Below are 16,766 nucleotides of genomic sequence, written 5' to 3' on the forward strand. Positions count from 1 at the left end.
CGATGCCTTGCGCCCGCAACTGCGCGTCCCGAGCCAAAGCCTCACGACGCAACCCCTCCACGTACTCACGCACCACAGGCGACATCCCACCACCATCTTCGGCGGGCCCGTCGTCGGGCAAGTCATCGACAGGATCGTCAGTGGGTAGATCATCATCGGCGAGGCCGTCGTCGGGCAGGCCGTCGACAGGACTATCAGTGGGCAACCCGCCGACCGGATCGTCAGCCGACCGGTCACCGTCAGCCGACCGGCCGTCGGTGGAGGCGCCATCGGCGGGCAGACCGCTGCCCCTCCTGATGCTTGGCGTGCCACCCGGCGCGGCGGTGGTGTTCTCGCGCCCGGACCCAGAGGCACTGGCAACCGCGCCGGCGCCCGCCTCGTCAGCCCGCCCGCGCCCACCATCGGGCAAGGCGGCATCATCTGCTCCCACTGGAACCACATCCTCGTGCCAAGAACGACCCACACTAGTGGCCCGCTTCACTCACCTTCGATGGTAACGCCCCACACACCCCCAGCACCAGACCCCCACCGTGGTCTGTGGATAACCATCGCATCCCACCACTGGAAGAGACGGGGCGAAGACCCCCACTACCGAACCCCCGACCGCCACTGTTGATGGTCATGATTCCTCCTGCGGTTGGCCCTCGACCTCCGCAACGCGCCAGAAGTAACCATCCCAGGCCACCAGCACCCGCGCCCCACGCACGCGCTCAACCCCGGGCACCAAGCCCCCATTTGTGTACACATCCGGCGTGCGCTCACTGAAGGACACATCCACCGCGTACGTCTCATCCCCATAGGCCTGTCGGTCGTCAACCTGCGCTGGCGCGGATACTTGGAAGTCCGATGCCCTCGCCTTGGCGGCCCACCCGCCATCGGCGTAAGCCTCCCTTATGCGCACCGCCGTGTCCTCGCACGCCTGGCACCCAGTGCCCACCATGTCCATGAACGCGCGCGGATCCCCCACATTCCACGCGTACGCCACCGTCTCGAAATAATACGAGGCCATCGCCTCGGCCCCCGCATCCGAGTACTCACCCACCAGAGGATCCGGCACCGGGAACTCCCCCACACCACCGGGCCGCCGCAACGACCCATCCGACTGCACGTAATAATCCCCACTCATCACCAGCCCCCCAACACCCCCACCACCCGAGCACGCCGACACCCCCAACACACACAGCGCCAACACGACCCACCACGCGCCGCCCAACCGACGACGCCCACCAGGGCAACGCCCAACACCAGGCAACACTCCCACCAACACCACATCCTCGTGACGAACCTCGAACCACCACAGCGGCCCGCTTCACTCATCTCCGATGGTAACGCCCCACACACCCCCAACACCAGACCCCCACCACGACCTGCGCACAACCACCCCACACACCAGGGCACGATCAGGTCCGCAGAATCACACGCAGCATCCGCCGTTCCGAACACCTGAACCCACAGCACAAGGACTTCCGGTGGCACCGTGCTCCCCGCCTCGGCGCCCGGCGGGCCGGTGGAGTGCCCGGATGGGGGCGCCGAACCACTGGCGCGGAAGGGCCCGGGGAACAGCCACCGCCTCGTCCCCGGGCCCGTGACGGGCGCACCGCCAGCAGCGCAGCGCCGCCGCTAACCGTCCGCGCTACGCGCCTTGTTGAGCTGGTCGAAAGCGATGGCGATGACCAGCACCAGGCCCTTGATGGCCTGCTGCCACGCGGAATCAACCGTCATGATCGACAGCCCCATATTGAGCACGCCCATGAAGAGCGCGCCAATGATGGTGCCCGATATCCGCCCGATGCCGCCCCACACGGCGGCGCCACCGATGAAGCAGGCCGCGATGACATCCAACTCGTAGTTCTGGCCGGCCGCGGACACCGCCGCGCCCGCGCGGGATGTCGTGACGATGGCGCCGACGGCAGCCAGGAACCCCATATTGACGAAGATCCAGAAGTTGATGGACCGCACGGAGATGCCCGACAGTTTCGCCGCCTCGCGGTTGCCGCCCACGGCGTAGATGTAGCGTCCGAAGGTCGTCTTGTTGAGGACGAAGGCGTAGACCAGCACCAGGACCGCACAGATCACGAGGACGAAGGGCAGGCCGATGGCGGAGCCCGCCAGGATGAAGGCGAAGGCGATGACGAACACGCCAACCCCCACCATTTTCGCAATGGCCAGCCACAGGGGTTCGACGACGAGGCCGTGCTTGACCAGGGAGGCCCGCCTGCGCAGCTGCGACACTGCGAACACGGCGGCCAGGACGACGCCGAGGACGATGGTGAAGACGTCGTAGACGCCGATGTAGGCGAACCACCCCAGGATGCCCGCGTTGGCGATCTGGACGAACCCGGAGGGGAGGGGCGCGATCGTCTGGGGGACGATGACGATCGCCAGGCCACGGAACAGGAGCATTCCGGCCAGGGTCACGATGAATCCGGGGATGCCCACGAACGCCACCCAGAAGCCCTGCCACGCTCCCACGGCCACGCCGATCGCGAGAGCCAGCACGACGGCCAGGCCCCACGGCAGGTTCCATTGCGCCATCGCGATCCCCAGGACGCCGCCGATGAAGGCGATGAGGGATCCGACGGACAAGTCGATGTGGCCGGCGATGATGATCATCAGCATACCGATCGCCATGATGATGACGTAGGCGTTCTGCTGGATAAGGGATGCGACGTTGTTGCTACGAAGCAGCGTCCCGCCGGTCATCACCTCGAAGAATACGACGACCGCGACCAGCGCCAACGTGATCCCGTACTGGCCCAGATCGATTCTTTTCAGCCACGAGGTCCTCTCGGACGGGGCCGCGGCTTCTGCGGTTTGTGTGCTCACGGCAGAGACTCCTTCAGCTCTCTTGCATCATGTGGGACATGAGGATTTCTTGGGTGGCGTCCGCGCGCTCCACCTCGCCGGTGATGCGCCCGTAGCTCAGGGTGTAGATGCGGTCGCACAGGCCCAGCAGCTCCACCAGTTCCGAAGAGATGACCACGACGGCTTTGCCCGCGTCGGCCAACTCGTTGATGAGGGTGTAGATCTCGTACTTCGCGCCGATGTCGATGCCGCGCGTCGGCTCGTCCAGGATGAGCACATCCGGCTCTGTGAGCAGCCACTTCGACAGCACGACCTTCTGCTGGTTCCCCCCGGACAGGGTCGCGACCGCAACATCCACGGAGCGCGCTTTCGTGCGGGTCTTCGCCCGTTGCGCCTCGGCCAGCTGGTACTCCGTGATGTCGGAGATGACGCCCGCCGTGGAGACGCGGTCCATCGACGCCGACGTCACGTTGTGCTTGATCGAGGCGATCAGGTTGAGCCCGTAGCGCTTCCGGTCCTCCGAGGCGTAGGCGATCCCCGCCTTGATGGCCGCTTTCACTGACGTCACCTCGATCCGCTCACCCCGCAGGTAGAGGTCCCCGGACTCGTATCGGCCCCATGAGCGCCCGAAGACGCTCATCGCCAGCTCGGTCCGGCCCGCTCCCATGAGGCCCGCGATCCCAACGATCTCCCCGGCCTTGACCGTGAAGGACACGTCGTGCAGGGCCCGGCGGCCGGTGATCGGGTTGACAACAGACCAGTTCTCCACGCGGAGGACCTCGTCGCCGATGTGCGGCTCGTGGTCGGGGAACCGGTTCTCCATCGCGCGTCCGACCATGTCGTGGATGAGGGCGTCCTCCGTGATCTCCCCGCCGGCGCGCACGTCGTGGGTCCTGATGGTCTGCCCGTCGCGGATGACGGTGACGCGGTCGGCGATCGCCCGGATCTCCGACAGCTTGTGCGAGATGATGACGCACGAGATCCCGCTCCGCTTGAGCCCGACGATCAGGTCGAGCAGCTTCTGGGAGTCATCGTCGTTGAGGGCGGCCGTGGGCTCGTCCAGGATGAGGACGCGCACCTCCTTGCCGAGCGCCTTGGCGATCTCGACGAGTTGTTGTTTGCCGACGCCGATGTCGCTGATCTTCGTCGAGGGCGACTCGTCGAGTCCGACCTCCGCCATGAGCTTCTTGGCCTCGGCGTTGGTGCGGTCCCAGTCGATGATGCCGCGGGTGGCGCGCTCGTTGCCGAGGAAGATGTTCTCCGCTATCGACAGGTGGGGCGAGAGCGCCAGCTCCTGCTGGATGACGACGATGCCGTCCTTCTCGGAGTCCTTCACGGAGCGGTAGGTGGCCTCGTGTCCATCGAGGAGGATCTTGCCCCCGTAGGAGCCGTAGGGGTGGACGCCGGAGAGTACCTTCATGAGGGTTGATTTTCCGGCGCCGTTCTCCCCGCAGATCGCGTGGATCTCGTTCTCCCGGACATCGAATGTCACGTGCGAGAGCGCTTTGACTCCCGGGAAGGTCTTGGATATGTCCTCCATCTTCAGTATGACGGCGGACGGTGGTTGCTCTGTCATGGGATTCTCCCAACCTCGGGGTGCGCCGGGGAGTGTGCCCCGGCGCACCGCAGGGTCATTGATTCACTCGAGTCCGATGTCCGACGCCGTGTAGTAGCCCGAGTCCACGAGGACCTCTTTCACGGTGTCCTTCGTGACGGTCTGGGGCGTCAGCAGGTAGGTGGGGACCACCTTCACGCCGTTGTCGTATGTGGTGGTGTCATTGATGTCGACCTGCTGGCCGGACATGATCTGGTCGATCATCAACGCGGTCTGCTCCGCCTCGAGCTCGGTGTTCTTCAACACGTCCATCGCCTGCTTCCCGGCGATCACGTTCTTGATGTTCGCCTTGTCGCAGTCCTGGCCGGTGAGCAGGGGGTAGTCGGATCCCGGCGTGTAGCCGGAGCCCTCGAGCGCCTGCGCGATGCCGAGGGCCAGCGAGTCGTTGGGCGACAGGACGACGTCCACTGTGGTGCCGTCGGAGTAGAAGGAGTTGATGCGGTTCTCCATCTCGGCCTGCGCGTCGTCCGAGCTCCATCCGAGGATTCCAATGGACTGCCATTCGTCGTTGGTCTTGGGGGCTTTGCCCGACCGGACCTGGAGCGTGCCGTCCTCCACGAGCGGGAGCAGGATGTCCCACGCCCCGGAGAAGAAGTACTTCGCGTTGTTGTCGTCGGGCGACCCCGCGAAAGGCTCCAGGTAGACGGGCGGAGTCATGGACGCCACCTGCTCCTTGATGTACCCGCCCTGCAACTGGCCGACCTTGTAGTTGTCGAAGGTCACGTAGTAGTCGACGTTCTCAGTGGCGTTGATGAGGCGGTCGTAGGCGATGACCTTGATGCCCGCGTTGGCCGCCTTCTGCAGGACCGGCCCCAGGGCGGTGCCGTCGATCGAGGCGACGACGAGGATTTTGGCCCCCTGGGTGATCATGTTCTCGATCTGGGTGATCTGCTGATCGACCTTGTTGTCCGCGTACTGCAGGGACGTCTGGTACCCCTTCCCCTTGAGGATCTCCTCCAGGTGGGAGCCGTCGCGGTTCCACCGCTCCAGGGACTTCGTGGGCATCGCGATACCCACGAGCGTGTCCGAGGCGCTGGCTCCTCCCGCGCCCCCTGTGCCGGCGCCCCCGCGCTCGGAGCTGCACGCCCCGAGTCCGGCGAGGGCAATGGCGCACGTGGCGGTCGCTGCGAATAGTCTGATGAGTTTCATGGTGTGCCCTCCTGGCATCGTTGCCGCGGCGGTCCGTGGCCGCCGCCGTTGGTGGTGGGATGTGCGCGCGAATGTGGTGCCATGGGGCCCGCGCGCACGGTTGCGGTTTCGTCGTGCGGGTGGTGGCGTCCGCCGCGTCCGCGCGCGTCCGCGACGTGTTCCGGTAGTGGTGCCTCCTGGGGTGGCGTCCGCCTTTGCGAGGGGATGGGCCGGTTGGCCGTTTCAGACCCCGAGGAGCAGCTCGAGGATGTACATCTCGAGCCCCTCGTAGTCGTCCTCGGCGATGTGGGCGTCGACGATGGACTGGTCGTAGAGGGCGGCCTTGTCCTCCATCAACCGCACGACGCGCAGGGAGTTCTCCAGGTGTTTGAAGCCGAAGCGGTCGCCCGTTGAGCGCATTGCCTTCACATCGAGCCCGATGTACTCGCCGTTGGACCCGTAGTCGTTGTCCACTAGGAGCTTGATCTGGTTGAAGGCCGATCGCAGCGATTCGGAGCCGAAGATCTTGTCCTGGTCGAATTTCATGCCGTTCTGGTCGTTGAGGTGGACCGAGAACAGTTTCTTGGCCGCGAGGCCGAAGGCCATGTCGTGGGTGGGGTCCAGCCCAGCTAGGACCGAGTGGGCGGATTCGACCAGGATGCCGCAGCGCGACGGGTCGGCCGTCATATCCCCCAGGGCGATCGCGTGGCCAGCGGTCCCGGCGTACGACCGGTCGATCGGCTCGTTCGGCTTGGGTTCGATGGCGATACGGATGCGGTCGTCGTAGGCCAGCATCCGGTCGAGGGACCGGACGAGTTGCCGGATCATGGCGACCGGCGGCTTCGACTCCATGCACAGTGTTCCCTCGCGCGCCAGCCACAGGACGATGAGGTCGGCCCCGAGGATGTTCGCGATGTCGATGGAGCGCTCGGTCCTCCACATGGCGCGCTCCCAGTTCTCCTTCTTCGGGGCGGTGTAGGCACCGTCCTTGAAGGCGGGATCGAACCAGAGACGTGGGGCGACGAACTCACAGCCCACGCCCAGGGAGTCGAGGAGGGCGCGCAACTCGTGGGCCTCGTCCTTGATCTGCTCGACGGACTTCGAGGCGATGTCGGGCACCGCGTCGTCGTCGTGGAACTGGATGGCCGCGAACCCCATCTCCGCGAAACGCTCGACCTTGTCGCGCATGGTGGGCGACTGTCGGGTGGGCGGTCCGTAGACGTCGGCCCCCTCGGCGACGTTCCACGGTCCGACCGTGTACTTGAACCTGGTCATCTGTATTGTTTCCTCACTCCGCCGCCCCGGAACGCGGCGCTGCGTGTCCTTCGGGGCGTGACGGTTGGCGGTTGAGACGAACACCTAATAATGTTCTACGCCGAAACTATAACAGCGATGAAGAGTGTGTCAACTGATTTTCGCACAGTCATATTGTTCATGAACTAACCTCGTTCCCATGGCACCCCTGCGTTCCCCCCTCGACTACGGATTCGCCGGCGGAGGAGCCGTTGGCCATGCCAACGTGCGCCACCAGAACCTGGCACTGCTCAGCCGCACCATCTACGCCGCCGACGCGCCCCCCACCCGCGCCGCCCTCGCCTCGGCGACCGGACTCGGGCGCGCGACCGTCTCCCGCCTCATCCAGGATCTCCTCGACTCCGGCTTCGCCCACGAGCAGGACCCGGGCGGCGCCACCGGTCGGGGGCGCCCGGGGACGCCGATCGCCCCGGCCGCCAGGACGATCGCGGCACTGGGGCTCGAGGTCAACGTCCACTTCGTCGCGGGCAGGGCACTCGACCTCAGCGGGAACACCCTGGCGGAGTTCCGCCTCGACAGCGCCGACGTGGAGTCCGATCCGGCGGGGACCCTGCGCCTGCTCGGCAGGTCCGCGGCCGCGATGGCAACGAACCTGCGCGCGACCGGCACGGAGGTCATCGGCGCCCGCCTGGCCATACCCGGCCTGCTCAACGCCCACGACCAGCGCCTCCTGGTGGCCCCCAACCTGGGCTGGTCGGACCTCGACCCCCTGGCGATGCTCGGGCGGGAGTGGGAGGCGCTGGGCATTCCCACCCTCACGCGCAACGACGGCGACCTCCAAAGCCTCACGGCCGCCTTCCAGCGCCCAGGCAAACTGCTGACCGACGGCGCTTTCATGTACATCTTCGGCGACGTGGGGGTGGGAGGCGCCATCGTGGACCACGGCGTGCCCCTCCGCGGCGCCCACGGCTGGACCGGCGAGGTCGGGCACACCACGGTCCACGCCGACGGGCTGGCGTGCAGATGCGGATCGCGCGGCTGCCTCGAGGCCTACGCGGGCCAGAACGCCCTGCGCCGCGCCGCCGGCCTCGCCCCCGATGCGCCCGTCGACGCCCTCGCCGCGCTCTTGTCCGACGGCGACGAGCGCGCGACCGCGGCCGTCGAGGCGGCGGGCGAGGCCCTGGGCATCGCCATCGCGATCGCCGTGAACCTCCTCGACATCCCCCGGATCGTGTTCGGCACGTCCCTGGGCGTACTGCTGCCCTGGCTCACACCGACGATCACCCAGGAAGTGCGGGCGCGCGTCCTCGGCCACGCCCGCAGGGGGATCGTGCTCGAGGCCTGCCCCATCACGGTGCTCCCCGCATGCACCGGCGGGGCGCTGGAGGTCCTCAACACCACGATCGCCCAGCCCGCCGCGTGGATCGACCGGCACGAGACCACTCCGGCCCCGAATAGCGCCCAACGCAAAACAGATTAGGAAAGCCCCTACCCGGTTCGCTATTTACGCTCTACAATCGAACATAAATTGCGAACCAGGAGGTACACCGTGGTCTCTATCCAGGTCGCAGGGCACGTCTGCGTCGACTTGACCCCCCGACTGCGCTCCCGCGAGGTCATCGTCCCCGGTGAGCTCACCGAAGTAGGGCCCATCGAGGTGCGCATGGGGGGCACGATCTCGAACTGCGCGCGCGCCATCGGACAACTCGGCACCGAAGTCTTCCTCTCCGGCATGGTCGGCGACGACGACCTCGGCCTCATCAGCAGGAGGCGCCTCGAGAACGCCCACCCCGGGCACGTCGAGCTCATCGTCCACCCCACCGCCGCCACCTCGTACTCGGTCGTCGTGTGCGTCCCCGGGGAGGACCGCTCCTTCTGGCACCACACCGGCGCGAACGACGAGTACCGCGGCGAGGCGACTCTGCGGCCCCGCTCGATCCTGCACTTCGGCTACCCCACCCTGTGCCCGGCGATGTGCGCCGACTCCGGGCAGCCCATCGTGGACCTCTTCGAGCGCGCCCACGCCCAGGACGGCGCCACCTCCCTCGACCTGGCCTACCTGGCGCGCAACTCTCCCCTGCGGGCAATCGACTGGGACCTCCTCTTCGCCCGGGTGCTCCCCCACGCCGACGTGTTCTGCCCCTCGTGGGATGACATCGCCTCCTGCCTGCCCGGAGTCGACCCCGCTTTCGACCGGGCGCGGATCGAGGAGCGGGCGCGCGCCTTCATCGCCCAGGGCGCCGCAACGGTCCTCATCACCGCGGGGAAGAACGGCGCCTACCTGGCCACCTCCGACGCCCACTCGCTCGGCCGGCTCGCGCGCCTGACGGGCATCGACGCCGACCAGTGGGCCGGTCAGTCCATCTGGGACCCCGCCATCCTCGTCGAGCGGCAGACGGACCAGCCCCTCGACTCCAATGGCGCCGGCGACACCTTCAAAGCCGCGTTCCTCGTGGCGCTCACGCGCCGGGCCCGCCCCCACCAGGCCATCCGCTTCGCCTCCGAGGTGGTGGGGAAGAAACTCCTGCGCCAACCCCTGGCCACCGAACTGGCGGAGGTCTGACATGCCGCTCCTCGTCGCCTTCGGGGCTGGTAACGTCGGACGCGGTTTCATAGGCGAGCTCTTCAGCGCCGCCGGATGGGATGTGGCCTTCCTCGACATCGACCCCCACCTGGTTGAAAGACTGGGCGAAGACCGCTCCTACATCCACGAGACCGTGTCGAACTCGGGTGCCCTCCGGCGAGTCGTCACGCGCATCACCGCCGCCTACTCCACCGACCAGCCCGCCGTCGACGCCCTGGTGGCGGACGCCGACCTGGTCACCACCTCCGTCGGGGCCCGCGTGCTCGCCGCCGTCGCGCCAACGCTCGCCCATGCCCTCCGGGCCAGATGGGCCGCGGGGCGCGGGGCGCTCGACATCCTCCTGTGCGAGAACCTCCACGACGCCTCAGCAGTCTTCCGCCGCGCGCTCCGCGATGCCCTGCCCGCCTCCGCCCACGCGAAGCTCGAATCCGATGTCGGGCTCGCCGAGACCTCGATCGGGCGCATGATCCCCACAACGCCGCCCGCACCCGGCCAACCCTCGACGCTGGTGCGCGCCGAGCCCTACCGGATCCTCCCCTACGACGCGACGGGGCTCACCGCCCCCGAGCCCCGCGTCCAGGGGCTCTTCCCCGTCAGGGACATCCCCTTCTCCTTCTACACCGACCGCAAACTGCTCATCCACAACATGGGGCACTGCGCCTGCGCCTACCTGGGGGAGTTGCTGGGCTCGGCGTTCATCTGGGAGGCGATCGCCGAACCCCGGGTCCACTCCATCGTCCGCGCCGCGATGATGGAGTCGGCACTGGCGCTGTCCGTCGTCTACGGAGCTGGCATCGGCGCCCTGGGACTGCACGTCGATGACCTGCTGGCCCGGTTCGCCAACCGCGCACTGGAAGACACCGTGGAGAGGGTCGGGCGCGATCCGGAGCGCAAACTCGGTGCCGACGACCGCTTCATCAGGGCCTACGCCCTCGCCCGCCGGGCCGGCACCCCCATCGAGTACCTCTCGCTGGCACTCGCAGTCGGCGCCCGCCGCCTCGCCGGGGAGGACGGGTGGGACGAGGCGCGCGCCCTCGCCCACATCGACGCGCGTCTCTTCCGGGAGGGCGGGCCCGCCAGGGACCTGTTCGGCCTCCAATTCGACTCCCTGGCCCACGGCCTGGACTGGGAGGGGCAGCAAGCGCTGATCGACGCCTCGCCCTTGCGGGGGACGGTCGCGTGAGCCCCCGGGCGGCGTTACCGGGCCACCGGCGCCTCCTGCGTCCCTGTGTCTGACGTGGGGAACAACAGGGGCGCGGACCACGCCATTGTGGTCCGCGCCCCTGCGGTGTGCAGTGGTATTCAGTTGTGTGCAGTGGTATTCAATTGTGTTCGGCGCCCCGTTCAGCGCAGGCCGGCGGCCTGTTTGGCAGCTCCCAGGGCGACGTATTCTCCCGGCTCGGGCACCTCGACGGCAGCGCCGAGCGCTTGCGGGGCCAGTGCCCGCACGGCGGTGGACTTGGCGCCGCCGCCGACCAGGAGCACCCGCCGGACGGGGACCCCCAGCGCGCGCATCGCGTCCAGGGCGAAGCGCATGAGGTCCAGCAGGCCGTCGACAGTGGCCCGAGCGACGTGCTGGCGGTCCGAGTTCGCCAGCGTCATGCCCTCCAGGGAGGCGGTGGCGTCGGGCAGGTTCGGGGTGCGCTCGCCCTCGAAGTAGGGCACCAGCCGCAGCCCGGCGGCGTCCGGGACGGCCAGCGCCGCCTCGTCGAACTCCTGGTAGTCCAAGCCGGTGACCCGCGCCATCGCGTCGATGATCCGCGAGGCGTTGAGCGTGCACGCCAGGGGCAGCCAGTTGCCCGAGGCGTCGCAGAACCCCGTGACCAGCCCCGAGGGGTCGGACACGGGATGGTCCGACACGGCGGAAACAACCCCGGATGTGCCCAGGCTGAGCAGTGCCGCACCGGGGTTGAGACCCACGCCCAGGGCGGCCGCGGCGTTGTCCCCCGCTCCAGGACCCAGCGCGATGGCGTCCCAGCCGCGCGCCGGGTCGCCGTGGCCGACGGACTCCCACGGCCCGGCGATGCGGGGCAGGACGATCCGGCGGGCAGCCTCCTCGTCGATGCGCAGGGCGTCGGCCAGGATGTCCCAGCGGTACTGGTCGCCCGAGCGGTCCACATAGCCCGTGCCCGAGGCATCGGAGCGGTCGGTCACCAGGCCCCGGAGCCCCACTGCCTCGAAACCGCCCGCGATCCGCCAGGTGAGGTAGTCGTGGGGCAGGCAGACGGCGGCGATCCTCGCCGCGTTCTCCGGCTCGTTGTCAACCAACCAGCGCAGTTTCGTCACGGTGAGGGAGGCGACGGGAACGGAGCCCGTGGCCCCGGCCCACCAGGCAGCCCCCTCGGAGTCGGCGCCGTCGAGCCCGTCCGAGCCCTTGGCGCGGATCAGGTCGCGCGCGGCTGCGGCGCTGCGGGTGTCGTTCCATAGAAGCGCCGGGCGGATCACCCGGCCCTGCGCGTCGAGCACGACCATGCCGTGCTGCTGGCCGCCCACCGACAGCGCGCGCACATCGTCTAGACCGCCGGCGGAGTCGACCGCCTCGAGGAAGGCGTCCCACCACGCCTGGGGGTCCACTTCCGTGCCATCGGGGTGACAGGCCCTCCCCTGGCGGACGATCCTGTTCGTCGCGGGGTCCACGACGACGATCTTGCAGGACTGGGTGGAGGTGTCGACGCCTGCCACGTAGGGGCGGGTGCTCATGGTGTGCTCCTCATTCGCGTGGTTCGCTGGGGCTGGCGGGGCCGGGGCGGGCGGCGACGGAACCGCCCGCCGCACCCGGTCCCCGCCTCGTCGGTGTCAGCCGATCAGGTGGCGCATGGCCTGCTGGTAGAGCTCCACGAAGTGGTACTCGCGGGCGCCCTTGGCGTCGGCGTCGAAGTCCTCGTAGACGCTGGTGTCCGCCAGGAAGTCCTCTACGGACTCGCCCTCGGCCAGGGTCGGCTCGCCGAGCTCGTAGACAGAAGCCGCCTTGAGCAACTCGACCGTGGCGGGGTCCTCGCGGAACGCCTTGGCCTTCTCGGCCAGGCGGATGTACATCTCCATGTTCGCCGAAGCGGATTCCCACACGCCCTCCATGCCCTCGGTGCGGCTGGGCTTGTAGTCGAAGTGGCGGGGGCCCTCGTAGCGGGGTCCCCCGCAGGGGAAGCCGTTCTCGATGAGGTCGACCGTGAAGAAGGCGCTGACCAGGTCGCCGTGCCCGAAGGCCTTGTCCTGGTCGTACTTGAGGCCGGACTGGCCGTTGAGGTCGATGTGGAAGAGCTTCCCGGCGTTCAGGGCCTGCGCCAGGGCGTGGGTGTAGTTCAAGCCTGCCATCTGCTCGTGCCCGGTCTCGGGGTTGAGGCCGACGACGTCGCCGTTGTCCAGTTCGGCGATGAGGGCCAGCGCGTGGCCGACGGTGGGCAGGAAGATGTCGCCACGGGGCTCGTTGGGTTTGGGCTCCAAGCCGATCTTGAGATCGTAGCCCTTGGACTTGATATAGCCGGCGACCGTGTCCAGGCCCTCCTTGTAGCGGTCGAAGGCGGCGTTCAGGTCCTTGGAGGAGTCGTATTCGGCACCCTCGCGCCCGCCCCACATGACGAAGGTGGTCGCGCCGAGCTCGGCGGCCAGGTCCACGTTGCGCAGGACTTTGCGCAGGCCGAAGCGGCGGATGGAGCGGTCGTTGTTGGTCAGGCCGCCATCCTTGAAGACCGGGTGGGTGAAAGTGTTGGTGGTGACCATCTCGATGACGATGCCCGCCGCGTCCGCGGCCTCCTTGACCTTCATGACGCGGTCGTGGCGCTCAGCGTCGGTGGCCGCGAAGTCGAAAACGTCGTTGTCGTGGAACGTGATACCCCATGCGCCCAGTTCGGCGAGTTTCGCGGTGTACTCCCAAGGGTCCAGGACGGGCCTGGTCGCGGTTCCGAAGGGATCGACGGCGTTCCAGCCGACGGTCCACAGGCCGAATGAGAACTTGTCCTCGGGGCGGGGCTGGCGTGTCATGTGCATATCCTTTCGGGAACGGCGGTGTTCACAGGAAGCCGACCCGTCCGGGCGATCGCGGGGAGGGGCCGTCACTGTTTTGTTACGGAACTAAACTTAAACCGGGAAGAGGGTCCCCGTCAAGGGATCCCGCCCACATCCGCCGACTCCAGCCGCCGCCCCCGGCGCGGCACCGCCCACCCCCATCAGTCCCTTCTTATCGAAGAACTTACCGGTAGCCGGTGGGCCACCGAGCGCCACGCCTCCGTGCGGGACCCACTGGGGACTCCCGGAATCAAAACCTCCGCCACACCCAGGATGATCCACTCCATCAGCGCTGACCGTGCCGAAATGGTCCAAAATGCGTCTGAGTCTCGCAGTTCCCAGGCGGTGTTGCAGCGTACTGGTCCAAAATGCGTCTGAGTTACCCCAATTTCGGCAGGATCCGCCATTTTTCCCGAGACTCAGACGCTTTTTGGAACAACTCGCCGTCAAGCCCCCGTTCCCACCCGAGACTCAGACGCTTTTTGGACCACGGTCGCTGGAACACCCCGGTCGTTGAGCAGTCGATTCGCGTTCCGCCCGCCTCCAATTGTCTGAACGCGCTTCGACTCCAGCACCGAGCCCTTTGTCCCGCGTTTCGGCACACGCGCGCAACGGACACTCCGACTGCGCAAAGTCCCCGTTCTCGCCGGACCCGCGCACCGGCACGCACCTATCAGGGCCGCCCCGGGGCGGCATTCCTCCCTTTCACCGCCTTCTTCTCGCGGCGATCGCCATTCTCACCCTCGCGATGATCTCGTCAATCCGTTTGAGATCACCCCACCGCACGCGGATCACCGTCCACCCCGCCAATTCCAGTAGCCGCTGGCGCCGCGACTCAGCTTCCAGTGTTTCATGGACCTCACGGACGGAGGCTCTATACTTCACACGTCCGTCGAACTCGATAGCGATCCTCAGTCCTGGAATGGCGATGTCGATGAAGAACACACCCCCAGGGGTGGGCACTTCCACCTGAGTGAGCAGACCCTCCAGCCCCGCGCGCTTCAAGGCGTACAGCACACGGCACTCGCCCGGGGACTCGCACCCGGGGTCGGCGTTCTCCAGGGTCCAGCGGGCGTTCGCCCGCATTTTCCGGACCAGGGGCAGCGCCGCCATTCCCTCCAGCAGGTGCAGGCGCAACCTTTCAGCGCCGTCACGACTATCGGCGTTGAACCGGCTGAATCCGCTGAACAGGTGGAGGGCAGAGCTTGTTTGGACGAATGCGGTCTCCTCGTGCTCTCCGAATGCGCACTCCAGCGCGGTTTCCAGCGGGTCGCTCACCCGCAGGCCAGCGGCCTCCGCGATGCGCCCGCCATGGGCCGATCTGGATGGGCGAACGGCAAGCCCTTTGACCACGAGGGAGTTCGGGATGCGCACCGCTGGCAACCGCATGACGGATTGCCCGTGGGCGGATCTCGAGTAGCAGGCCACCTCCCCCATCTCCACCATAGGCAGTCCGTGGACGAAAGCGGCGCTTTGCCCACATAGGACCGCACTCCCGCGCTTCGCGCAAATCGCATGGAGCCTGGCGCAGTAGATGAACTCAGCCTGTTGCCACCGTTCAAGTCCCTCAAGGGCCTTGGCCTCCAGGTACACGCCGCTGGAGATCCTCAGCAGTTCCCCGGAACCCGCTCGCCTGGAAATGCTAACTCGCCCCGACAGATCCCTTGCGAACACGAGTGCGGATCGAACCATCCGCATCCCCGCAACGTCCATGTCGCGCTCCTTCACTGCCGCCGCCCTCGTGCACCCACCTTCCGCTGCGCACTCCCCTCCCGCAACAACCACAACCCTGACTGTGGACAACTCCGCGGCACCCGCCCCACCTGGGGACGACACGCCGTTGCCACGCGACGAGCCCACAGCGCCGCCCTCAACCACCCCGCCGACTCCAGCCGCCGCCCGACGCAGCACTACCCACCCCCATCAGTCCCTTCTTATCGAAGAACTTACCGGTAGCCTGTTGCCATGCCCGATCACGCCGCCGCTCCCACCTCGTCAGGAAACGGGCACATGTGTTTCGAGGCGGTGCGCGGGGAGCGAATTGTACAGGGAATGAAGGCGACCAACCTCAAAGCGTCGAACCTGTCGTTGGTGCTCCGCCAGATCCTGGCCAACCCGGGCGAGATCACGCGTGCGGCCATCTCCTCGTCGACGGGGATCACGCGGGCGACGATCTCGCGCTTGGTGGATGACCTGATCGGGCGCGGTTTCGTCGAAGAATTGGACCCCGTGGGCGACTCAGGACGAGGCCGCCCGGCGAACCGCCTCACCCCGACGGCGGGACGAGTGACGGCTTTGGGCATCGAGACGAACGTTTCGGCGCTGGACATCATGTTGGTGGACTTGACGGGGCACGTGCTGGCGCACGAGCGCGTCCGCGGGGATTTCGCCGGCTCCGACCCCATCAGAACGATGCGCAGGGTATCCAGGGCAGCCCGCCGCGTGGTTGATGCGGGCTTGCCGCCCGGGGCGCTGTTCCTAGGTTCGGGCGTGGGGATCCCGGGCCTGGTGTCGCCGACCATGTTGGCGCTGGCGCCCAACTTGAGATGGCGGGACATTCCACTGGATGAGCTTCTGGCTCCCATCTCCTACCTGGATCCCGTGGTCGTGGCGAACGAGGCGGACCTGGCGGCGTTCGCGGTGGCGCACAGTGTGCCGGGCGTGCCCGCCGGCCCTCCCTCGTTCATTTACGTGTCGGGCGAGGTCGGCGTCGGTTCCGGCATCGTCGTCGATCACAGGCCGTTGCGGGGGGTACGCGGGTGGTCGGGCGAGATCGGGCACATCTGCGCCGACCCGAACGGCCCCATGTGCCAGTGCGGCGCGCGTGGTTGCTTGGAGTCCTACCTCGGCGTGTACGCGCTCGCCTCGCGAGCGGGCCTGGACCGGGGGGCGGGAGCAGCGGGCATACTGCGCGAGGCGGCGGTTTCGGAGCGGGCCCGCTCGGCGCTCGACGAGGCGGGGGCCGCACTGGGGCGCTGCCTGGCCGCAGTCATCAACGCCACCGACATCCCCGTGGTCGTCCTGGGGGGAATGGTCGCCGACCTCGCGCCTGCACTGGTGGAACCGGCCCGAAGGGAGCTTGAAGCCAGGGTCCTGCAGGCGGCGTGGGCGCCTCCCGTGATTCGCGTGTGGGGCGCGTCGAAGTCTTTGACGGCGCGCGGGGCGGCCCTGCGCGTGCTGCAGCGCCTGGTGGACGACCCCCTGTCCTGGTTGGAGGAGGAGCCCGGCGCCGAGTGGCCGCGTGCGCGCGCAGGGGGCCCTGATCAGTCAGCGCTGCGTTAGCGGCCCGGTTCGCCGCCTTTCTGCGGGTCCGCAGAGCGGGCCCCGTCCTGGGGCCACGCAAGGCGGGATCAATGAGGCGGATCCGAGCACTGGGGA

At 67.8% G+C, this 16,766-nt stretch carries 12 protein-coding genes and 1 pseudogene; 4 read left to right on the forward strand and 9 right to left on the reverse strand.

Annotated elements, in window-relative coordinates; genetic code table 11:
• The 6 genes and pseudogenes from G447_RS12465 to G447_RS0104550 form a co-directional block, all read right to left on the reverse strand.
• Window positions 1–430 (reverse strand): annotated as a pseudogene (locus tag G447_RS12465) (DUF6318 family protein); the annotation flags it as partial.
• 189 nt (window positions 431–619) lie between these two features.
• The gene (locus tag G447_RS0104530) at window positions 620–1,126 is read right to left on the reverse strand and encodes a DUF6318 family protein (RefSeq protein ID WP_026430206.1); all 507 of its coding nucleotides are present in this window, start codon (window positions 1,124–1,126) and stop codon (window positions 620–622) included.
• A gap of 494 nt (window positions 1,127–1,620) precedes the next feature.
• Window positions 1,621–2,826, reverse strand: coding sequence for a multiple monosaccharide ABC transporter permease (gene mmsB / locus G447_RS0104535; RefSeq protein ID WP_026430207.1), 1,206 nt, complete (start codon window positions 2,824–2,826; stop codon window positions 1,621–1,623).
• 13 nt (window positions 2,827–2,839) lie between these two features.
• Window positions 2,840–4,381, reverse strand: coding sequence for a sugar ABC transporter ATP-binding protein (locus tag G447_RS0104540; RefSeq protein ID WP_026430208.1), 1,542 nt, complete (start codon window positions 4,379–4,381; stop codon window positions 2,840–2,842).
• A gap of 63 nt (window positions 4,382–4,444) precedes the next feature.
• On the reverse strand, window positions 4,445–5,569 hold the full coding sequence (locus tag G447_RS0104545) for a substrate-binding domain-containing protein (RefSeq protein ID WP_026430209.1): 1,125 nt from the start codon (window positions 5,567–5,569) through the stop codon (window positions 4,445–4,447).
• A gap of 222 nt (window positions 5,570–5,791) precedes the next feature.
• Window positions 5,792–6,823 (reverse strand): TIM barrel protein, encoded by a 1,032-nt coding sequence (locus G447_RS0104550; protein ID WP_026430210.1) that lies wholly within the window; start codon window positions 6,821–6,823, stop codon window positions 5,792–5,794.
• Window positions 6,824–7,001: 178 nt separating this feature from the next.
• Between G447_RS0104550 and G447_RS11075 the strand changes: the two genes are divergently transcribed.
• From G447_RS11075 to G447_RS0104565, 3 genes are all read left to right on the forward strand, one after another.
• On the forward strand, window positions 7,002–8,282 hold the full coding sequence (locus G447_RS11075) for an ROK family transcriptional regulator (RefSeq protein WP_051226249.1): 1,281 nt from the start codon (window positions 7,002–7,004) through the stop codon (window positions 8,280–8,282).
• 69 nt (window positions 8,283–8,351) lie between these two features.
• Window positions 8,352–9,365 carry a carbohydrate kinase family protein gene (locus G447_RS0104560; RefSeq protein ID WP_026430211.1) on the forward strand — a complete coding sequence of 338 codons (1,014 nt, stop codon included), beginning with the start codon at window positions 8,352–8,354 and terminating at the stop codon, window positions 9,363–9,365.
• Window position 9,366: 1 nt separating this feature from the next.
• Complete coding sequence (locus G447_RS0104565; protein WP_026430212.1) at window positions 9,367–10,569, forward strand: mannitol dehydrogenase family protein; 1,203 nt, start codon at window positions 9,367–9,369, stop codon at window positions 10,567–10,569.
• 161 nt (window positions 10,570–10,730) lie between these two features.
• Here G447_RS0104565 and G447_RS0104570 read toward each other — a convergent pair whose 3' ends face one another.
• From G447_RS0104570 to G447_RS0104580, 3 genes are all read right to left on the reverse strand, one after another.
• Entirely contained in the window at window positions 10,731–12,086 is a 1,356-nt protein-coding gene (locus G447_RS0104570) for a xylulokinase (protein ID WP_026430213.1), read from the reverse strand.
• Window positions 12,087–12,182: 96 nt separating this feature from the next.
• Complete coding sequence (xylA, locus tag G447_RS0104575) at window positions 12,183–13,364, reverse strand: xylose isomerase (RefSeq protein ID WP_026430214.1); 1,182 nt, start codon at window positions 13,362–13,364, stop codon at window positions 12,183–12,185.
• A 729-nt stretch (window positions 13,365–14,093) separates the two neighbouring features.
• Window positions 14,094–15,116 (reverse strand): hypothetical protein, encoded by a 1,023-nt coding sequence (locus tag G447_RS0104580; protein WP_243442303.1) that lies wholly within the window; start codon window positions 15,114–15,116, stop codon window positions 14,094–14,096.
• A gap of 237 nt (window positions 15,117–15,353) precedes the next feature.
• On the opposite strand from G447_RS0104580, the gene G447_RS0104585 reads away from it, so the two are divergent.
• Entirely contained in the window at window positions 15,354–16,670 is a 1,317-nt protein-coding gene (locus G447_RS0104585) for an ROK family transcriptional regulator (protein ID WP_026430216.1), read from the forward strand.
• Window positions 16,671–16,766 lie beyond the last annotated feature (96 nt).

Origin of the sequence: Schaalia georgiae DSM 6843, assembly GCF_000429245.1 — a bacterium.
Taxonomy (GTDB): domain Bacteria; phylum Actinomycetota; class Actinomycetes; order Actinomycetales; family Actinomycetaceae; genus Pauljensenia; species Pauljensenia georgiae.

What these genes read in the sequence shown, in the direction of transcription:
- G447_RS0104530 (WP_026430206.1), bottom strand. Translation starts at nt 1,126, where the DNA reads ATGAGTGGGGATTATTACGTGCAGTCGGATGGGTCGTTGCGGCGGCCC.
- G447_RS0104540 (WP_026430208.1), bottom strand. Translation starts at nt 4,381, where the DNA reads ATGACAGAGCAACCACCGTCCGCCGTCATACTGAAGATGGAGGACATA.
- G447_RS0104545 (WP_026430209.1), bottom strand. Translation starts at nt 5,569, where the DNA reads ATGAAACTCATCAGACTATTCGCAGCGACCGCCACGTGCGCCATTGCC.
- G447_RS0104550 (WP_026430210.1), bottom strand. Translation starts at nt 6,823, where the DNA reads ATGACCAGGTTCAAGTACACGGTCGGACCGTGGAACGTCGCCGAGGGG.
- G447_RS11075 (WP_051226249.1), top strand. Translation starts at nt 7,002, where the DNA reads ATGGCACCCCTGCGTTCCCCCCTCGACTACGGATTCGCCGGCGGAGGA.
- G447_RS0104565 (WP_026430212.1), top strand. Translation starts at nt 9,367, where the DNA reads ATGCCGCTCCTCGTCGCCTTCGGGGCTGGTAACGTCGGACGCGGTTTC.
- G447_RS0104570 (WP_026430213.1), bottom strand. Translation starts at nt 12,086, where the DNA reads ATGAGCACCCGCCCCTACGTGGCAGGCGTCGACACCTCCACCCAGTCC.
- xylA (WP_026430214.1), bottom strand. Translation starts at nt 13,364, where the DNA reads ATGACACGCCAGCCCCGCCCCGAGGACAAGTTCTCATTCGGCCTGTGG.
- G447_RS0104585 (WP_026430216.1), top strand. Translation starts at nt 15,354, where the DNA reads ATGCCCGATCACGCCGCCGCTCCCACCTCGTCAGGAAACGGGCACATG.